The organism is Pedobacter sp. AC212, from assembly GCF_979258625.1.
Window position 1 is genome coordinate 5,176,660 of sequence record NZ_OZ409870.1, and the last position, 19,813, is coordinate 5,196,472.

At 36.1% G+C, this 19,813-nt stretch carries 21 protein-coding genes; 5 read left to right on the top strand and 16 right to left on the bottom strand.

Annotated features, from left to right (window positions below; genetic code table 11):
• Window positions 1-21: 21 nt before the first annotated feature.
• Both ACZZZC_RS22355 and ACZZZC_RS22360 read right to left on the bottom strand, forming a co-directional pair.
• Window positions 22-1,314 carry a WG repeat-containing protein gene (locus ACZZZC_RS22355; protein WP_463488143.1) on the bottom strand — a complete coding sequence of 431 codons (1,293 nt, stop codon included), beginning with the start codon at window positions 1,312-1,314 and terminating at the stop codon, window positions 22-24.
• Window positions 1,315-1,379: 65 nt separating this feature from the next.
• Complete coding sequence (locus ACZZZC_RS22360) at window positions 1,380-1,988, bottom strand: ribonuclease HII (protein ID WP_463484087.1); 609 nt, start codon at window positions 1,986-1,988, stop codon at window positions 1,380-1,382.
• Between the two features lie 82 nt (window positions 1,989-2,070).
• Between ACZZZC_RS22360 and ACZZZC_RS22365 the strand changes: the two genes are divergently transcribed.
• Entirely contained in the window at window positions 2,071-2,670 is a 600-nt protein-coding gene (locus ACZZZC_RS22365) for a hypothetical protein (protein WP_463484088.1), read from the top strand.
• Window positions 2,671-2,672: 2 nt separating this feature from the next.
• Window positions 2,673-3,014 (top strand): TfoX/Sxy family protein, encoded by a 342-nt coding sequence (locus ACZZZC_RS22370; RefSeq protein ID WP_463484089.1) that lies wholly within the window; start codon window positions 2,673-2,675, stop codon window positions 3,012-3,014.
• Window positions 3,015-3,395: 381 nt separating this feature from the next.
• Here ACZZZC_RS22370 and ACZZZC_RS22375 read toward each other — a convergent pair whose 3' ends face one another.
• Genes ACZZZC_RS22375 through ACZZZC_RS22385 form a run of 3 tightly spaced genes read right to left on the bottom strand, consistent with a single transcriptional unit; the run spans window position 3,396 to window position 6,629 of the window.
• Window positions 3,396-4,538, bottom strand: a complete 1,143-nt coding sequence (locus ACZZZC_RS22375; protein ID WP_463488144.1) for an ABC transporter permease — start codon at window positions 4,536-4,538, stop codon at window positions 3,396-3,398.
• A complete protein-coding gene (locus ACZZZC_RS22380; RefSeq protein ID WP_463488145.1) occupies window positions 4,538-5,674 on the bottom strand; it encodes a glycosyltransferase family 2 protein in 1,137 nt (378 codons plus the stop codon). Before ACZZZC_RS22380 ends, ACZZZC_RS22375 begins: the two co-directional genes overlap by 1 nt.
• Window positions 5,652-6,629 carry a hypothetical protein gene (locus tag ACZZZC_RS22385; protein ID WP_463488146.1) on the bottom strand — a complete coding sequence of 326 codons (978 nt, stop codon included), beginning with the start codon at window positions 6,627-6,629 and terminating at the stop codon, window positions 5,652-5,654. The genes ACZZZC_RS22380 and ACZZZC_RS22385 overlap by 23 nt, the downstream gene beginning before the upstream one ends.
• A 41-nt stretch (window positions 6,630-6,670) precedes the next feature.
• Here ACZZZC_RS22385 and ruvC point away from each other — a divergent pair, with 41 nt between their 5' ends.
• Entirely contained in the window at window positions 6,671-7,258 is a 588-nt protein-coding gene (ruvC, locus tag ACZZZC_RS22390) for a crossover junction endodeoxyribonuclease RuvC (RefSeq protein WP_463488147.1), read from the top strand.
• A gap of 222 nt (window positions 7,259-7,480) precedes the next feature.
• Here the strand turns inward: ruvC and ACZZZC_RS22395 are convergent, their stop codons facing one another.
• The 3 genes from ACZZZC_RS22395 to ACZZZC_RS22405 form a co-directional block, all read right to left on the bottom strand.
• On the bottom strand, window positions 7,481-8,365 hold the full coding sequence (locus ACZZZC_RS22395; RefSeq protein WP_463488148.1) for a DUF4349 domain-containing protein: 885 nt from the start codon (window positions 8,363-8,365) through the stop codon (window positions 7,481-7,483).
• A gap of 250 nt (window positions 8,366-8,615) precedes the next feature.
• Window positions 8,616-8,834 carry a hypothetical protein gene (locus tag ACZZZC_RS22400; protein ID WP_056850995.1) on the bottom strand — a complete coding sequence of 73 codons (219 nt, stop codon included), beginning with the start codon at window positions 8,832-8,834 and terminating at the stop codon, window positions 8,616-8,618.
• A gap of 58 nt (window positions 8,835-8,892) precedes the next feature.
• Window positions 8,893-9,657 carry a 5'-nucleotidase, lipoprotein e(P4) family gene (locus tag ACZZZC_RS22405; RefSeq protein ID WP_463488149.1) on the bottom strand — a complete coding sequence of 255 codons (765 nt, stop codon included), beginning with the start codon at window positions 9,655-9,657 and terminating at the stop codon, window positions 8,893-8,895.
• 185 nt (window positions 9,658-9,842) lie between these two features.
• Between ACZZZC_RS22405 and ACZZZC_RS22410 the strand changes: the two genes are divergently transcribed.
• Window positions 9,843-10,577: a hypothetical protein gene (locus tag ACZZZC_RS22410; RefSeq protein ID WP_463488150.1), complete on the top strand. Its 735-nt coding sequence runs from the start codon at window positions 9,843-9,845 to the stop codon at window positions 10,575-10,577.
• A 68-nt stretch (window positions 10,578-10,645) separates the two neighbouring features.
• Here ACZZZC_RS22410 and atpG read toward each other — a convergent pair whose 3' ends face one another.
• The 8 genes from atpG to ACZZZC_RS22450 all read right to left on the bottom strand — a co-directional run bounded on the left by atpG (window position 10,646) and on the right by ACZZZC_RS22450 (window position 16,819).
• Window positions 10,646-11,539, bottom strand: a complete 894-nt coding sequence (atpG, locus tag ACZZZC_RS22415) for an ATP synthase F1 subunit gamma (protein WP_463488151.1) — start codon at window positions 11,537-11,539, stop codon at window positions 10,646-10,648.
• Window positions 11,540-11,624: 85 nt separating this feature from the next.
• On the bottom strand, window positions 11,625-13,199 hold the full coding sequence (atpA, locus tag ACZZZC_RS22420) for a F0F1 ATP synthase subunit alpha (protein WP_056850999.1): 1,575 nt from the start codon (window positions 13,197-13,199) through the stop codon (window positions 11,625-11,627).
• Between the two features lie 229 nt (window positions 13,200-13,428).
• Window positions 13,429-13,968 carry an ATP synthase F1 subunit delta gene (gene atpH, locus ACZZZC_RS22425; protein WP_463484098.1) on the bottom strand — a complete coding sequence of 180 codons (540 nt, stop codon included), beginning with the start codon at window positions 13,966-13,968 and terminating at the stop codon, window positions 13,429-13,431.
• A 93-nt stretch (window positions 13,969-14,061) separates the two neighbouring features.
• Window positions 14,062-14,556, bottom strand: coding sequence for a F0F1 ATP synthase subunit B (gene atpF / locus ACZZZC_RS22430; protein WP_265799377.1), 495 nt, complete (start codon window positions 14,554-14,556; stop codon window positions 14,062-14,064).
• A gap of 85 nt (window positions 14,557-14,641) precedes the next feature.
• Window positions 14,642-14,854, bottom strand: a complete 213-nt coding sequence (gene atpE, locus ACZZZC_RS22435; RefSeq protein ID WP_029287406.1) for an ATP synthase F0 subunit C — start codon at window positions 14,852-14,854, stop codon at window positions 14,642-14,644.
• Between the two features lie 40 nt (window positions 14,855-14,894).
• Window positions 14,895-16,061, bottom strand: coding sequence for a F0F1 ATP synthase subunit A (atpB, locus tag ACZZZC_RS22440; RefSeq protein ID WP_463484099.1), 1,167 nt, complete (start codon window positions 16,059-16,061; stop codon window positions 14,895-14,897).
• A gap of 14 nt (window positions 16,062-16,075) precedes the next feature.
• A complete protein-coding gene (locus ACZZZC_RS22445) occupies window positions 16,076-16,465 on the bottom strand; it encodes a hypothetical protein (protein WP_463484100.1) in 390 nt (129 codons plus the stop codon).
• 132 nt (window positions 16,466-16,597) lie between these two features.
• Window positions 16,598-16,819, bottom strand: a complete 222-nt coding sequence (locus tag ACZZZC_RS22450) for an AtpZ/AtpI family protein (RefSeq protein ID WP_056851004.1) — start codon at window positions 16,817-16,819, stop codon at window positions 16,598-16,600.
• A gap of 110 nt (window positions 16,820-16,929) precedes the next feature.
• On the opposite strand from ACZZZC_RS22450, the gene porW reads away from it, so the two are divergent.
• Window positions 16,930-19,707, top strand: coding sequence for a type IX secretion system periplasmic lipoprotein PorW/SprE (porW, locus tag ACZZZC_RS22455; RefSeq protein WP_463488152.1), 2,778 nt, complete (start codon window positions 16,930-16,932; stop codon window positions 19,705-19,707).
• Window positions 19,708-19,813: the final 106 nt, after the last annotated feature.

Sequence of the window (19,813 nt, forward strand, 5' to 3'; positions counted from 1 at the left end):
GCGGTTTTTTAAAAAAATTCATTAGTCGCGTAAGTCAACGAATTTTTTGTTCAATGCATCGAGTTTTCTTACTCTTCCTATTCTATTCTGGTACACGCTAAATTTACCTTCCGACTCTGCCCTGATATCATCATAAGTTGGATCGATTATCCAGTTGCCTCTCGCATCTACAATGCCATATTTATTGTTTTTTGAATCTTTAGCTACAAAATAGCCTTCATTAAACCATTCCCGATCGTCTTTATGGAGTTTTAAAGTCACTTTCTTGGTCACACTTTCTGGGTTACTATTTTCTACATAGATCATAATATGATCCACAGGGCCAGCATAGAAAGTTTTAGCAAATGTTTTTTTATCAGATTGAGCAGGTTTTTTTAACAGGTTTTCGGCTAAATAAGCATCAACCTCTTGCTTTGATTTCAATTCTTTATTATCAATTAAATCAACCGCTTTTTGGTAAGTGGGCAGAGTCTTTTTTAACCATTCTATCATTTCTATAGAAGGAATTGAATAGCTTGTTCGCCCAGAATTTTTCAACATTTCAGCATTTTTATAAAAGCCGTGTGTTTCGCCAATCCGCTTATCCATAACTTGCGGATAGCTTATTTTCACCTCTCCATTTTGGTTGCCTTGCCATTCAATTCGCCCACCATCTACTTCGGCTATTTTGTTAACACTATCCAATCGGTAACCTCTAAACCCTTTATGTTTAAACTTAACATCAAAATCTACAGCACGAATGGGTTTATCAACAGGAATTAAAAATTCGTTGTATTTAAATCCATTGGCATCTTGCCCATTGCTTTCTTTTATTTTGGTAGTATCTAATGTTTTATAATTTCCATTCACCGCTAATGTTGTTCCATCCCAAAAATGTATTGTACTTGGAATAAATAAAGGGGCATTGGCAATTATCGCATTGTCTCCAATCTCTAAACCTAATAAATTATTCAAATCCATAACATCTACAGAAAGTTTTACTAGGTTATTTGGCTTAATAACTTCAGCATCAATCTGTTCATCCTTTTTAATGAAAGATACAAATTCATCAACTGTAAGGTACCTGATGTAATCGGATGTAAAGTTATACTGGTTATTTTCGTCAAATGCTTCCTTTGTCGATAAACTAGAAGGTTTAACTTCTAAGCTTGTGATATCAATAATATTTTCAGTTTCATCGATATGACCCTGTAACTCATCTCTTGTTTTTTGCAAATCGTTATCAACGTTGCATGCCCAGAGAAGGGTAAAGAACCAACAAATTAGTGTGAATATTTTCACCTTCTTAAAGTGATTTGTTTGAGAAAGCGACATAAATTTTGTTTTTGATAATGATCTGATTTATCAGGCAAGATAAAAATCAATTTTAATAAAGCGAATTATATTGCTTTTGAAAACAAATCGAGTTGTGGATCGCTTACATTGAAAGTTTTCCGATGGAAAGGAGATAAACCAATCTCAATGACTGCTTTACGGTGGGCAATGGTTGGGTAGCCTTTGTTTGATAGCCAATTATAGTGTGGAAAATCGATGTGAAGGTTGCTCATGTATTCATCTCGATGGGTTTTTGCCAGAATGGAAGCTGCAGCAATGTTCAAATACTTTCCATCACCTTTTATAATGCAGCTGTGTGGAATTTCCGGATAAGCTTTAAACCGATTTCCATCGATAACAAGATAACCAGGTTGAGTGTGAAGCTTCTCAACTGCTCTATGCATCGCCAGGAAAGAAGCATTAAGAATGTTGATGCGATCAATTTCTTCATGATCACACGAAGCTACTGCCCAGGCCAAAGCTTCTCTTTCAATTATCGGCCGAAGTAAATTTCGCTGTTCGTGTGTTAATTGTTTCGAATCGTTTAAGCCATCCAACACATAACCTTTTGGTAAAATAACCGCCGCAGCAAACACTGGCCCTGCTAAACAGCCTCTTCCAGCTTCATCGCAACCGGCCTCTAAAAATTCTTCCTGATAACAAGCTAATAACATCCTGCAAATTTAATGAATAACGGATAAAACTTGTGAACTGGATAAGAAAGGGTTAAATTAGTTTTAAACAAATACTAAATCTATGCGCAACCTCACTTATTTCATCTCTCTTTTATTTGTTTTTAATTTTGCAAATGCGCAAGCAACTCGAAAGCGAAAGCTAACCATTGAAGAACTTGATGCAAAAATGGAAGCTAATGTAAAATGCTTAAAACGAGATGTTTATCCGGTTGACAAAAGAAGGCTAATGTTTCCCTTTAAAGATGCCGCAAAAATTTCATTCATTTCCTTTAGAGATACCACATCGGAATTTCGAAGTCAAATTCCTATAAAGAACAAGAAATTAGATAGAAGTTTAGTATTGGAAGAAAGGATACTCTCACAGATAGAGATCGACAAGTTATCAGATCTAATTTTTAACTATGGATATAGGTCTAGAAGTTTGCCTAGGCTAGTAAGAAATTTTAAATGCTACAATCCTCACAATGGTATTATCTTTTTTGATGACAAGAAAACTGTGAAAGATTACGTCGAAATATGTTTTGATTGTGAAAAATTTGTACCAAGCACTAACAAAATTAGTTTAGGTGAACTTTGCACTGAAAAATTTAGTCTTTTGAAAAAGCTATTTTTAAATAATAACATTAAAAAAACTTCTTCCGAAGATATTTATCCAGAATAGCTATGAGATACAACGAATATCTTGCCGCTCGTGTAGCAGAAAAATTGGAGCACCTTGCCGATGTTGAAGAAAAAGAAATGTTTGGCGGATTGGTGTTTATGGTAGATTCTAAAATGTGCATCGGTGTAATGAAAGAAAAATTGATGCTTAGGATAAATCCCGCAAGCTTGCAATTGCTGGATAATGAAGATGGATGGGAGCAAATGATGATGAGTAAAACCGTTATGAAGGGTTATATTTTAGTTTCAGAAGATGTACTAAATAGAGAAGAAGAACTAAAATTTTGGCTAAACTTAGCTTTGGATTTTAACCCTTTGGCTAAAGCATCAAAGAAAAAAAAATAGTGTTGGTTTTTTGAGTTGATTTAATCAACCAAACAATTATCGTATCAAATCTTTTTTAATCATTTTATTGGCAGTTTAGGCCTGTACAATGAGGCGGTGGTTCGTGTCTACGACACCATACATTTTATTCTTAAAAATTTAGACAGCCTCTAATTTAAGGTGCATATTTTTTTCTACAAGCATTGCTATTTAAACCTGATTGTAGCAGAAATACTTTTTGTTGCAGCAACCCTGAATATGCTGTCAATGCTGAGGCACGAAGTAACTGCAGCCGATGAAACAGATGCTTCGTGCCTCAGCATGACGGCAGTTTCAAAAAGATTGCAGCGAAAGCGGGGCTACAGGAACCTATTAGCACTGAAACTGCTTTTCAAAAAAAATCTAAACCGTTGTATTCTGCCCCTTCACATCAAAAGCGTCCCTCAAGCCTATCGCTAAAACATTGAAAGCATAAACGGTGAGCATAATCGCCAAACCAGGTAAAACTGCCAAATAAGCGGCATCCATAATGATGTAGCCATAATGCTCTTTAATCATGCTTCCCCAGCTTGGCATTGGCGGTTGCGCACCGAAACCCAAGAAACTTAGTCCAGTTTCTAATAAAATAGCTGATGCAAAATTAGAAGAGGCAACAACCAAAATTGGTCCCGCAATATTAGGTAAAATGTGTTTAATGATGGTTCTTGAGGTACTAAAGCCTAAAGCTCTTGCGGCCTCTACAAACTCCACTTCTTTTAAAGCCATTACTTGCCCACGCACCAAACGGGCCACATCTACCCATGTAGATAAGCCAACGGCAATAAAAATTTGCCAAAAGCCTTTTCCAAGCGCAAATGAGATGGCGATAACTAATAACAGCGATGGCAAAGACCATACTACATTCATAAACCAACTGATTGCAGCATCAGTTTTTCCACCAAAATAGCCTGCAATTGCGCCTAAGCTTACTCCGATAAATAGCGAAATTAAAACCGCCATTAAGCCCACAGATAGTGAAACACGAATACCAAGAATCATCCGGCTTAATAAATCACGACCATAGATATCTGTACCTAGCGAATAGGTTTTTTCGTAAACATTATATTGTTCGAATAATGTAGCCGGTGTACCAAGCTTAGAATATGGTGTACACCTGGGACAAAGTTCTCTTAAATTATACTTTATTTCTGGAGCTTTCTCCTCGTCACCGATGTATGGCGTTATAAAGACATCATTATCTTCAATGCGATAAGACACAATTGGAATACTTGTAATACTCGACTTTTGTCCATTTAGCATTTTCCCGAAGAAACCAACCGCTGCGATATTTGGATTTTTATTGAGAATGATAAATTTAAAGGTACTTCCAGGCTTTTTCTTATTAAGGGGTAATATTTGCGTATTGGCGTCAGGTGTACTATCGGGCGTAATGATATAACCTAAAATACCCATCAACACCAAGAGTAAAATAAAAATGAGACCGCCAAAAGCGAGCTTATTTCTTTTAAACTTTAACCAGACTTTTTTAGATGGGCTATTATCCATTATTTAACCATTCTGCCTTTCCAATTGTACTTACCGCTGTTTCCGGCAATACCAATGTAAACGATGTAAAGTATATGCAAAACATTTAAAACTGGGATTAGCACGAGTAGTCTCCGCTTATTTGCGAAGCCAGTCACATCCCATAAAAATAATGTTTCTAAAATCATTTTAACTATCAATTGGTAAATTGTTATTGTTAAAAAGCCTGGAATAAATAATCCTGTAATGAAGTTTGCTAAAATACTCAAATTGAATACCCAAACGAAAACACCCAAAACGATGATGGCTTTATTTTTATAACGTGTGCTTTTCGAAGCCCACCTTTTCCGTTGTTGGATAAATGATTTTAAGTTTTCCTTCGCGTGTGTATAAACGATAGCTGATCTGTTTTTCAGAAACCCTATTTTATCTGGATACTTTGCAGCGATTTTATGCAACAAAAGTTCGTCATCGCCAGAGGCCAAATCATCGATTCCCTGAAAACCACCTACCTCGTAAAATGTAGCTTTCTCATAAGCCAAGTTGGCCCCGTTACATGTAGACGGCTTTTTATTCCCGATTGTGGATGCACCTAAGCCAATTAGATATAGAAATTCTAAGGATTGTAACCGCTCAAAATAAGTTTTCTCTTCAAAATAAGATACAGGCGAAGAAATCATCTTATAGCCCTTATCCTTATAAAATTCTACCACCGAAGAAAGCCACTTTGTGCCCATCACACAATCGGCATCTGTAGTGATAATTAAATCGCCACTGCAAGAGCCAATGGCTGTTTGAATCGCCTTTTTCTTGTAGGAATTTAAAGCCTGATTCTCATTTAGCTTGATCAGTTTAACCCCACGTTTGGCATAAGAGGCAACGATTTCTGCGGTGCTGTCTGTAGAATGATCATCGATAAAAATGATTTCCGTTAAATCCTTTGGATAATCCTGGGAAATTAATGCTTCTATTGTTCGCCCGATATTCAAGGCCTCATCACGTGCAGCAACAATAACAGAAACTTTGGTAGAGGGCGTGATGATACTTTTTTTATATAAATTTAGGTTATACCAGCCTTTGATAAAAGTAAGTACGAGTAAACCATAAATAATGGTTAAAGCAGCAGATAGTAGACTAACTAGTTTTAGGATTTCCAAAAAAATTGAGTTTAAAGACGAAATATGTGCCTAAGATAGCAGGAATAATAATATTTATTAGCCAAATACTGGCTGTGCAGGCAATAACCGCAACGTGTTGATTGGTTACATGTTTAAATAATTCTACCGCGGTTACACTTCTAATGCCCACATCGAAGAGATCTAATGATGGCAATGCAGATTGAATCAGGAATAAAAGGCAAGTCATCATTACGATATCCAGATATTGCAAGCCAGGGATTAGCCATACAAATAAAATGAAGTATTGAAAACTAAAAACCAGATACCGGGCCAAACAGAAAAGCATGATTTTGAAAAGTTCTTCTTTTCTATATCGACCTAGAATGCTGTAAAATTTCTTGTATTTACGGGTGAATTTAAAAGAAAGCAGGATGCCATTAAGCCATTGAATATTGAAATAAAATACAATGAAAAATAAGCAAAAGGCCATTGCTAAAATCACGACTGCCAAAAAAACCAAATGATCGATCGGTACAAATCTGTAGATAAAAAAGCATGCTGCTATAGCGCCGAAAACGTTTGTCAACACCAATTGACCAATGTTACCAACCGTCATGGCAACAATGCCCACTATTCTACGTTTTGGGGAAAGAAAAAAAACTCTTCCTCCATATTCGCCCAACCGGTTTGGGGTAAATATGGCTAATGTTAGTCCGCAAAAAACAGATTCGATTGCCCTGTAAAAACTAATGCGTTCAATGTGACTCATTAATCTTTTCCACTTTGCGGCTTCCAAAAACCAGTTTAAAAACATGAGCAAAACCACGAAGCCGATAATACCGAAAATTTCGACTTGAGGAATATTTTTCAGAAGTGATGCAAAATTCTCAAGGTTTTTATTGGCAACAAGCTTATGATAAATGAACCAAAAAGCAAATACTACAATTGCAGCTTTAATTAATATTGATAATATATTTTTATTCTTGCCTGTCAAGATTATCATTTTAGTTTGCAAATATGCTTAATATTGCTGTAATGTTGAATGAAAAAAAAGAACGGATAATTATGGGCATCGACCCCGGCACTGCGGTAATGGGTTATGGCGTAATTTTAGAGAAGGGAAATAAAACAGAACTGATTAGTTTAGGGGTAGTTAAGATGACGCACCTTGATGACCCATTCTTAAAACTCCAACGCATTTTCGAAAAAACAGTGGTGCTTATTGACCAATATAAACCAGATGTTTTAGCGATTGAAGCACCTTTTTATGGAAAAAACATTCAGGTACTCTTAAAATTAGGAAGAGCGCAAGGCATCGCCATTGCAGCAGCACTTTCCAGAAATATTTCAGTAACGGAATATTCTCCTCGAAAAATCAAACAATCCATTACCGGAAACGGAAACGCAACCAAAGAGCAAGTGGCTGCGATGTTACAAAGGTTATTGAATTTTAAAGAAACGCCGGAGTTTTTAGATGCAACAGATGGTTTAGCGGTTGCTGTTTGTCACTCTTTTCAAAAAATCACCTCGACGGCCAAATCGAAAACTTATTCTGGCTGGGAATCTTTTGTGAGCGACAACAAAACGAAAGTAAAAGGTTTGGCGGTGAAAGTAAAAAAATAGTCGGCCGGTGAAACACCGACCGATGGCAGTTAGCCGAAATCCGTCATTGCGAGGCACGAAGCAATCTCATTTGTTCATGCGATTTATCTTATTGGTCGGTGTCCTCACCGACCAAGTCAATTAAACACCGATACCTTCTGTCTTATCAGTTAGTACCACCCCCATCCTCGGGAGAAACAATTCTGCTATCGTTTCGTGGCAATCTCAATCGGAAAATGAAGCTTATTGCCTATTCTCCATCATATTCCTGGTTGCCAGTTCCATGGCCACTTTATTTTTTCTCACAAAATATCTAATAGTAAAGAAGGCGGCGATGCCAACAAGAACCAACATCCATAAGTTAGCAAGAGCAAGGATAATCTCTTTAAAAATAGTCCAGCCGTTTACAATGTTTAACCACAAACGGTTACCAAATGCCGGGCGATAATCGTAGAGATTGTCGTTTGCAACGATCATTGTTTTAACCGTATTATCCTGGTAGAAGTTCAGGGTAATTGTGCTGAACTTCACCTTGGCATCAATGTTCATATTATCTATTTTCCGATCGATAGATTCATCACTTAAATTCATAGAAGTTGTGATGTTAGCTGTTTTTTTGCTCGGGATTTTCCCAATTTGTTTAGAAGCATCTATCCTATTCTGACCTTTTAATTGATTAGCCAGATAATTTATACTTTGATCGTCGAGCTTTAAAGAAGAATTATCTACAAAAACAGCCATTTTGGCAATCGCGTTTGTAAACTCATCCAATCCTTCTGCAGGGATCTTCGCTACTAAAACACCATCGGTTCGATAGGAAGTAATTTCCTTCGACGAGTCGGCTGTTAATTTAAATTTGTCGGTTTCTTGTATGGTACTATTGATAGAAAATTCGGCAACTGTTCCTCCTTCTGATCTAATGATCTGACTCAGCTTTTCTTTGGTATTTTGAACATCCTTCACACGGAAGCGCATGTCGGCAGTTTTAATAATTTTATCTGCAACTACCGTATCTGGTATTTGTATTTCTTTTGCTTCGGCAGCACTATCCGTAACGTATCCTTCTTTTTTGCTATTGCAGCCAAAAATTGTTAAAATAATGGCAGCAGCAATGATATTCCTTTTCATGATTCTGGGGTTCTAATAAATTAATCATTTTAAATATTTGCTTCAAATGGCCATTAGAAGTTAGACGTTTCTGGTTAGGTTAAGTCGTCATATTTTCCCTTTATACTGAAAATAGAAATAGGTAACCCAATCTTAAAAACGTTTAAGTTTAGATGCAATAAGGCGGATTTTTCCATAAAAGGAAAGGACAGTAAATAAAAAAGCCGATGATATGGGTATATCATCGGCTCTGTATTTAGAGAGAAATATTTTATGCGTCTAAAATTTTGAATACTCCTTTAATGCTGATAATTGCACCAATAAAAAGGATAATCCATGAAACCAATGATAACACCCAAGAATCGAATGCAAAACGAGCATAAGTACCAACCATACAAATCAATACACCAAAAATCATTAATTTATATATTCCTGGCTGGTTAGCCGTTTTCATACTTTCTGTATTGTGCTTTAATTCGCTGTTCTCCATAATATTTATTTTTATGATGCAGCAAAAGTAATACTTATTGCTGAATAATTATAAATGTTTAGTAACTTTTTAATCGTTCTAAACGCTGGTTTGCTTTGTCTTTATCGTTTAGTTTTTCACCCGTATACAATGGTTTTTCCCAATCGCCATACATGGGGTTTGGTAACACGATAAATTTGATCCCAAAAAGGTTTTGATTTGCATTTACCTGATCGAAAGTATTCTTTTGTTCACGATAAAAAATGTTAGAAAAATCGCTCAAATTATCACCGCAGAGCATGAGTATATTATGAGTTTCAGCAACTTTTTGGCGTCGCGGTTCTTTATTTGAAGTTCCTTTTGAAACCAGTAAATGGGCATCATCGGCATAAGGAAAACCAAAAGCCTGTAAATTTTTCAGCGTAGAAGCATAATCCTTTTCATCGCGATTGCTCAGATAAAAAGTTTCAATATTTTTTGACGCTGCAAATTTTAAAAAAGCCAATGCTCCGGGCACAGTATCTGCCTTGGCCAAACTTGTCCACGCAGTCCAGTCTGCAGGATCATAACTCAGTCCTTTCTTAATTTCGTGCCCTTGAAATGGAGAATTATCCAAAACGGTTTCATCTATATCTACAATAACGCAATTCGGTTTCTTACTTGTATCAGCCCACATCGCTTCTTTCAGTGACAAACGAGCGAAATTATAAGCCTGAAAGCATAAGGCCCTATATTCGCCACTGGTTTGCTGCCAAAGTACGGCATTGGTGTAATCTCTGGCTGGGTTTTGAGCTGACGCAAAAAAAGGGAGGAGCGATAAAATGATGAAGATGTATTTTTTCATAACTGGTTATAACCAAAACAAAGATACCAACTCTATCTTTTGCACAAAATTTAAGCTAATTTAATTGCACTTAACCTCAACATGTTACATTGCTGTCACAAATAACTTATACGATATGGGGGCGTATTAGTTTCGTGATCATGAAATTTTATTATTTTTAAACACACACAAATAAAATCAATCATATGAAAACCAACAAATTAATAGGGCTCGCAATAGCTTTATTTTGCCTTGCTGCGTGCAAGAAAGAAAACCCGATAATAGAGCCCCCTGTTATTGAAAAAAGTGATCCCATAGAACTGTTAAAAGATTCAATTTTCTACATTATTGATGGAAAGCAAATGGTACAAAAAAAATCAGAAGACCGGAGTAATTCTCTAAAAAATGCTGTAGCTAATGTTAAGCTTGATTCATTAGTAAAGCAGAAAGAGTATACCTCGGGTGATAAAGATTCTGTGATGTTTGGAGTCGGATTTCTTTTTGGAGATGGAGACAGAAATAAAATTGAAATCTCTTTACTAAAAAAATACAACAAAAATCAAGCTCAGCCACAAACCAACCAAACCTCTAGTTTTGTACCAAAAGATAAATTAGACCTATTTTCAGTGGGGGAACGTAAATTCGCTATGGATTTTAGTAGAAATAACTCACAAAACGGTGTTGTTTTTGAGTTATTTGGAGATAATTATGGCTTGCAAACAAATGGATATCCTAGTCTTGCATATCACGCATTATTAAAGCCTGAATTGCAAAGTCAATCTAAATTTGAAATTACAAAATTGCAAAAACTAAAATCAGGAAGATATTTGATAGAAGCGAGGTTTAATGCATCAGTCTATCGGGGTGATGGAACAAACATTAAAAAAATTGAGAATGGATATTTACGATTAATTATTAATCCAGAGAACCTTTATTTTTAACAAAAAAAGCCCATTTCACTTAAGAAATGGGCTTCTAATATTTTAATGGCTCAAGGCTGAGACTAAACTTATCCGTTCAATGCTGCTGCACCACTTACAATCTCCGTTAACTCAGTTGTAATTGCTGCCTGACGAGCCTGGTTATAAGAAAGTTTCAAGGCTTTCAGTAACTCACCTGCATTTTCAGTTGCTTTGTCCATTGATGTCATACGGGCACCATGCTCAGATGCGTGAGAATCCAACACCGCTTTGTATAACTGAATTTTAATTGATTTAGGAATTAACTGCTCAACAATTTCTTCCTGAGATGGTTCCAAAATATAATCTACATTTGCTGCCTTTTTCTCTTCTTTAGTTTCTGCAACTGCTTCTACTTTTGGAAGAGGCAATAATTGTTCAGTAGTAATAAACTGTACGGCTGCATTTCTGAAACGATTATAAACTACTTCCACTTTATCAAACTCGCCCTTTAAAAAGCCAGCCATAATCGCATCTGTAATTTTAGTTACGTTTTCAAAAGTTAAAGCAGAATATACTTCATTATTATTGCCAATAACATTGTATTTACGTTTTTCGTAAAAATCCTGAGTTTTCTTACCGATGGAGATAATGCTTACGTTACCGTTTTTCAACTGTTCGCTATATTTCTCTGCAATTAAATTATTGGCCGCTTTAATTACGTTCATGTTAAAAGCACCAGCCAAACCACGGTTTGATGATACCGTCACAATTAAAACCTTATTAGGTTCACGCTCTTGGATAAAAGGCGATGAAGAACCTTCTAAACTTGCAGAAAGATTTCCTAAAATCTCTTTCAGTTTCGTTGCATAAGGACGTAAAGCGATAATTGCATTTGTAGCACGTTTCAACTTAGCCGCCGAAACCATTTTCATAGCTTTGGTAATTTGCTGTGTTGATTGTACCGATGCAATCCGGTTTCTTACTTCTTTTAAATTAGCCATATTTTAGTATCTAGTACTTAGTAGCAAGTATTAAGACAAGGTTTAAACCCAATCTTTATACTTGATACTTTATACTTTTATCTAATTAGTATTTACTTGAAATCTCTTTTGCTACTGTATCTAAAACGCCCGTAATGGTATCATCAAATTTACCAGCTTTTAAAGCCGCTAAAGTTTCTGGATGACGCATTTCTAATTGAGTTAAATATTCAGTTTCAAATTCTTTAACCTTGTTAACAGGAACGCTACGCATTAAATTTTTAGTACCTGCATAAACAATTGCAACTTGTTTCTCTACCGTAAATGGAGAAAACTGCGCTTGTTTTAACATCTCTACGTTACGTGCACCTTTATCTAACACTGATTTCGTTGCAGCATCTAAGTCAGAACCGAATTTAGAGAAAGCCTCTAATTCGCGGTATTGAGCCTGATCTAACTTCAAAGTACCTGCTACTTTTTTCATCGATTTAATTTGAGCATTACCACCCACACGTGATACCGAAATACCTACGTTAATAGCCGGACGAATACCTGAGTTAAACAAGTTCGACTCTAAGAAAATCTGACCATCAGTAATCGAAATTACGTTAGTTGGAATATAGGCAGAAACGTCACCCGCTTGAGTTTCGATAATTGGTAAAGCTGTTAATGAACCACCACCTTTAACGATATGTCTAATCGATTCTGGTAAATCATTCATGTCTTTAGCAATATCATCATTCGCGTTAATTTTCGCAGCTCTTTCTAACAAACGACTGTGTAAGTAGAACACGTCACCTGGATAAGCCTCACGGCCCGGTGGACGACGAAGTAATAATGACACCTCACGGTAAGCAACTGCCTGTTTAGATAAATCATCATAAACAATTAAAGCTGGTCTACCTGTATCACGGAAAAACTCACCAATTGCAGCACCAGCAAACGGAGCATAAAACTGCATTGGAGCAGGGTCAGCAGCCGAAGCAGCAACAACAACTGTATATGGTAAAGCGCCATTTTCTTCAAGTGTACGTACAATGTTAGCAACGGTAGAGTTTTTCTGACCAATAGCTACATAAATACAAAACACAGGCTGGCCTGCTTCATAAAATTCTTTTTGGTTAATAATAGTATCAATACAAACAGCAGTTTTACCAATCTGACGATCGCCAATAACCAACTCACGTTGACCACGACCAATTGGAATCATTGCATCAATTGCTTTAATACCCGTTTGTAAAGGCTCATTTACCGGCTGACGATAAATTACACCTGGTGCTTTACGCTCTAAAGGCATCTCGTAAGTTTCACCTAAGATTGGACCTTTACCATCTAAAGGCTCACCCAAAGTGTTCACTACACGGCCAAGCATACCTTCACCAACTTTAATAGAGGCAATTTTTTTGGTACGTTTAATGGTATCGCCTTCTTTAATCTCGTCAGATGCACCCAAAAGTACCACACCAACGTTATCTTCTTCAAGGTTTAATACAATGCCTTGCAGGCCGTTTGCAAATTCAACCAACTCACCCGATTGAACTTTAGTTAAACCGTAAACACGGGCAATACCGTCGCCCACTTGCAACACGGTACCAACTTCTTCCAGTTCGGTTTCTGATTTGAAGCCCGCCAATTGCTGTCTGATAATTGCCGAAACTTCGTCTGGTCTTACCTCTACCATAGTTTTAATTATATCTTTTTGTAAATGTAAATCTTGTAGTTCTTTTGTTATTCTAGTCCCGCTATCCGTTCCAAGTTTTTGTTAATGTCATGCTGAGCTTGTCGAAGCACAACAACAAAAAGCTTTTCACTACTATCGGGTTTATATATTATTGCGCTGTAGTTCTTTTGTTATTTCAGTATCCCTCAAAGTTTAACAAAGTCAATCTTAATACTCGATACTCATATTTCTAAGCAGCAAATTCTTTTTTAAGTTTACTTAAACTACTGGCAATACTTGCATCAAATTGCCTATCACCTACTTTTAAAATAAACCCACCAATTAGCTTCTCATTAATTTTTTCTTTAACGATAACTTCATTGGCACCTAATTCTCTTTTTACAATGGCAATAATCTCCTGCTTAGCAGTTGCGCTTAAAGCAGTTGCTGTAGTTACATCAGCAGTTACAATACCTTTAATTTTATTATACTGTTGAATAAATTGTTTTGCAGTAGCAAATAAAATAGCCGAACGACCTTTATTTACAACAATTTTGAAAAAAGTAAGACTCAACTTACCTAGCTTGTCAGCAAAAATTCCATTCAATATGCCGATCTTTTTATCTAAAGGCACAATTGGGTTCTTCAATATCGCTTCTAGTTCAGGAGTTTCATCAACTACTTTTTCAAATAAAACCATATCATTATAAGATTCAGCCAAGCCGTTATTTTCAACAGCTAAGTCGATTAATGATTTGGCATACCTGCCTGCTACTTTAATTTCTGACATATATTTGAGTTGAAAGTTGAAAGTTTAATGTTGAAAGTTTAACCCCGAGATTGAAACTTTGAACTTTGCACTTTAAACTTTGTACTTTGAAACTTAATTTAATTCAACGTCTTTTAACAAATTAGCTACTAAAGCTTCTTGTTTTGTTTTATCATCCAATTGGTTACGCAAAACACGTTCAGCAATTTCTAATGATAAAGTAGAAACCTGATCTTTCACTTCAGCCAAAGCCACTTTCTTTTGGTTTTCAATCTCGATTTTTGCTTTCTCGATTAATTTAGAACCTTCTACTTGTGCTTGTTTTTTAGCCTCGTTTAAGATACTATCTTTTAGCGTTTTAGCTTCTTTCAAAATCTCATCGCGTTCAGCACGTGCTTGTTGCATCAAATCTTGGTTTTGAGCAGTTAAACGAGCCATTTCTTGCTTAGCCAACTCCGCTTTATTTAAAGCCTCATCAATACTTTGTTCACGCTCATGAATAGCTCCTAAAATTGGCTTCCATGCAAGTTTTCTAAGTAATAGTAATAGGAAAATAAAAGCTAATGCTGTCCAGAAAACCAATCCAATACTTGGGGTAACTAATTCCATTTTTTATATTTTTTTATTGACTTTTTCGTTAAAATCGGGAAAACAACCAATCGTTGAATTCCCGATTAATAATTCTAAATTGCTATTAAACGCCTAAGCCTAATAATGCAACTACCACACCGAATAATGCAGCACCCTCAATAAGGGCAGCAGCAATAATCATTGCAGTTTGAATTTTTGATGCAGCCTCAGGCTGACGAGCAATACCTTCCATTGCTTTACCACCTACATGACCGATACCGATACCGGCACCAATTACTGCTAAACCGGCACCAATTGCCGCGATTGAACCTACCATAACTAATTTAATTATATAATTTGTAAAAAATAGTTTTCTGTTAATGATGTTCTTCTACTGCCATTCCGATAAATAGCGCAGATAATAATGTAAAAATAAACGCTTGTAAAAATGCTACCAGTAATTCCAAAACATCCATAAATAAAACGAATGCAACTGAAACCGGAGCGATAGCCAATGTTTTGAAAATAAAAATAAGTGAGATTAAACTCAATACAATGATGTGACCAGCGGTAATGTTTGCGAACAAACGAACCATTAAAGCGAATGGCTTTGAAATGATACCAATAAGTTCTACCGGAATCATGATTGGATATAACCACCAAGGCACATCTGGCGTAAGAATATGCTTCCAGTAATATTTGTTACCGTTTAAGTTAACAACCAACATGGTAGCAGTTGCCATCACAAAAGTTAAAGCGATGTTACCCGTTACGTTTGCACTACCAGGAAAAACTGGGAATAAACCCAATAAGTTATTAAATAAGATGAAAAAGAATATCGTTAACAAGTAAGGCATAAACTTTGCGTATTTATGTCCGATGTTTGGTTTTGCGATATCATCTCTCACAAATATGATCACTGGCTCCAAGAAAGACTGTAATCCCTTTGGCGCTTTACCCACTCGTTTTTTGTAGCTGGCAGCTATTGAACCGAAAATAATAACAATCAAAAGAATGGAGATAAACATCGCAGCTACGTTTTTTGTAATGGAGAAATCAATTACTGTATCAGATGCTGCTTCATCAATTTGACCATCAGCACCAACAACTTTAATGTTCTTGTTGAACATATCTTTAGTCATGCTTTGTTTTAAACCTGTTACCAAACGGTATTTGTTGTATTTACCTTGATAATCTTGCTCACCGTGATGAAAATGTGCTGAAGAAAAAATCTCCAAACCACCAGAAGTATATAAAATTACTGGAAGAGGAATTGAAGTGTGCCCCCATAAATGCCACACATGCGAATCTGCAATGTGTTCCATAATTACTTTAGTTGGCTCGAACTTTTCTTCACCGTGTTCTGTTGCTCCGTGCTCGCCAGAAACTGCATGAGCAGATTCAGCAACAACACTATCAGGAGAAGCAATAGTACTATCAGCCTGAGCGAAAGTATTATTTCTGATAGATAAAAACGCGATTAAAAGCGTAAAAACAAAGATTACCTTCTTAACTTTCGACACAAAAACTTGGTTACAATCCATTTATTGGCAGTTTTTTACTTTAAATTTTGGTGGCGCAAGTTACGCAACAAACAGTATATTTCAAAGGCCGTAAACAATAAATACACAGAAAAAAAATTTAGTGCAAAAAGTAGCCCGTTTCCCTTTGCTTTTATACTGTAAACCAGCACAAAAGCCATACAAAAAATCATCTTCACTGCAATTGATCCCATGATCGCCATTATGCCAACCTCAGGATCGCGTTTTATACCGATTGCAACCAGCATATATGCGATGTAGGTGATGCCAGCCATAAAGCCAAAAATTACCCAAAAATTCTTAACCAAAATCTGCTTTTCAGGGAAAATGTTGGGCAAAACAGCGATTATCGCTATCAGTATTCCAACAAAAATGAAGTAGATGCTTGTAAACTTGGTTAGCGTCAAAGGAATAATTCTTTACAATTAAAAACTTTGGCAAAGATAAGATTTAAGGATGAAATATTGTTAACTTGTTTGATTTCTAAATAGTTTACCATAAAATTAAATAGCAATTAAGCGATTTAACTTAGGCATGGTTTATCGTGTAGCTTGCTTTATAGCCTGATATAATGCGATGCCCACACCTGCAAGTGCAAATGCCGCTGTTATTAATTTTGTTCTACTATTTCGATGTTCATCTATTTTGTAACCGATAAAAGTTAACAATCCAATAGTAGCAATCATTTGAAACCCTATTGCAGAATATTTTGCCGCTGCATTTACTTTTTTTGATGTATCTTCTTCTTTAGGATTTTCCATTTATAAATGCAATAATTAAGTTAACTTTGAATAATTAAGTTTTGCCAGCAAAGAAAATAATTTTGCTAAAATTTTGTTTATTGTATATCCACTAACGCGACTGATTATACTTGAAAAAATACTCCAACCAGACTTTAAATCCCTTCATCATTCTCTTCAGCCTGCTTTTTGCTTATGGCTGTGTAGCAAATAAAGATACCGCTATCGACCGTAAGTTTCAAAACTTAACGGCACGCTACAACTATATCTATAATTCTAAGGTTCTGCTCACCGAATATAATGACGGTTTACTGCAAAGCTACCCTGATAATTACGAAAAAATATTACCTGTTTATCTTGATCCAGAACCACAGGTTAATTTAGTGCTTACTCCAGGCGCTCCAAACAAACAACTTGATGAGGTAATTACAAAAGGACAAACCATCATAAACGATAAAAGTTTCAGTAATTATATAGACGATGCCTACATGCTTTTAGGCAAAGCGAACTATTTAAAAGGAAACTATTTTATCGCATCAGAGTATTTTGATTACGTAGCTAAAGCTTACGACAAAGATCTACAGACTTTTGTTATGGCTATGAACTGGAAAGCACGCAGCCAAATGGAATTAAATAATATGGCGGTGGCTGATAAAATTTTAGATACCATGCTTCGTGCTGCCGATAATCTAAAGAAAGATATCGCCGAACCTTTGGCTACAACCGCCCAAATGAGGATATATCAAAAAAGAAATAAAGAGGCAATCCTACTACTCGAAAACGCTGTTCGGTTAGGCGATGATAAACAACTCCGTATTCGTTGGCGGTATATTTTAGCACAGCTCCAAGAACAGGAGAACGATCTTCAAAATGCATTCATCAATTACACAAAAGTTGAAAACAGTAATGCACCATTTGAAATGTATTTCCATGCCAATTTGCAACGCATAAAGCTAAGAGCATTAATTAGCGGCTACAAAGTGGATGAAGATAAAGCCCTGTTGGCATTACTAAAAGACGATAAAAATTTCGACTACACCGATCAAATATATTATCAGGTTGGCGAGCTGTTCTCAAAAGAAGGCAAATTTGTTAAAGCAGAAGAAAACTATCAAAAATCAGTTCAGCAGAGCACAAAAAATCAAAACCAAAAAGCGCTATCTTATTTGAAAATTGCCGATTTAAATTTTAAGGAATTCAACAACTACATCAAGGCGAAACTGTACTATGATAGCACGGTATTGATTATGCCAAAAAACTTTCCTGATTACGATAACATTGTTAAAAAAGCAGAAAATCTTCAGTATTTAACAGATCGTTACACAATAATCTCGAAAGAAGATACCGCTCAAATGATTGCCAAGTTGCCTGCAACAGAACGCGAAGCAAAAGTAAAAGCGTATTTAACGCAGAAAGTTGAAGTAGCCACTATTCCGATTTCAAATAATCAAAGCCTTAATAATCCAGATTTTCCGAACCAGACGTTAAACGCTCCTCAAACTGGTGCTGGTAATACTTTCTACTTTAACAATAATGCAGCAATAACTACTGGTTTTGCCGATTTCAAAAAGCGCTGGGGTAATAGGCAATTAGAAGATAACTGGCGCCAAAGCCAACGTTCATCAGCTCAGGAAAACGCACAGGTAATGTCTGGCGGAAACGTAGCCAACACCATCACACCTGCAAATGGAACTAACACCACAACATCAGCAGATCAAACCTCGATAGAAAAACAATATCTGGATGCATTGCCAGTTACACCAGAACTGCTTATTACATCCGATCAAAAAATTATTGATGCTTATTTTGAAATCGCCAGTTTCTATCAACAAGAGCTGAACGACAAAAAAGAAGCCAATAAGATTTACGATGAACTTTTAAGAAGATATCCAAATAATAACCACCTCGCTGCCATTTATTACAGCTTATACCTAAATAACAAAGGTGTTGATGAGAATAAATCAAATGAGTTTAGGCAGTTAGTGCTAACAAAATACCCAGAATCGAATTACGCCAAAACGATTTTAGACCCATCATTTTCTGCCAAACAGAGTGCGATGGAAAACATTGCAAACAACAACTATAATGTTGCTTTTGAGGCCTACGCTAAAAAAGATTATCCAAGAGTAATCAAACAAGCCAATGATAATGTAAATGCATTTCCTGATAACGATCTGGCTCCACAATATGCCTACCTAAAAGCAATTGCAGTTGGCCGTACTTCGAAACTAGATCCATTATTGGCCGAGTTTAATTCCATTACCACCCAATACCCTAACGATTTAATTGTTACACCGTTAGTACGCGATCATTTAAAGTATATTGAAGCAAACTTGGCTGAGTTTAAGCAGCGCCCTGTTGCCTTGATCGACTTTGATTCAAACGAGCCTCGTTTCGTGAGCCAGGCAAAACCAATTGCTGTACCTGCGAAACCACTCAATACCGATATTAATGCTGCAGCAGAAGTAAAACCAGTAGAAATCGCTGTAAAACCAGTGGAAAAACCGGAAGAAGTTAAGCCGATTGACGTAGTAAAGCCCGCCAGTATTTTTAGCGCAGCCACATCAAAAGAGTATTATTATGTTATTGATGTAGCCGATGCTACTTTAACTTTAAGTTCATCACGCTTCGGTATTGGTCAGTTTAACCGCGGAAATTATCCAGATAATGATCTGGCGCACAAATTGGTTGAGTTGGATAATAATCAATTGATTTACGTAACCAGTTTTATCGATTTGGAAGATGCAAAAATTTACGAATCAAGCATTGCTGGTCAGTTAAAAAATATAATGAAAGTTCCTGCAAATCTTTACAGAGGCTTTATTATCAGCAAAGAAAATTTCGAAAAGCTGAATAGTAGAGATCGCATTAATGAATATTTGGAATTTTTGAAAGACAATTATAAATAGGCATATAACCGCCTACAAAAGGCCAAAAAAAGAGTTCATCAAAATTTTAATAAATTTGTGGCCAAAATGGCTTCCAATTTGCTAGGCCTTTGCATTAATTACAACA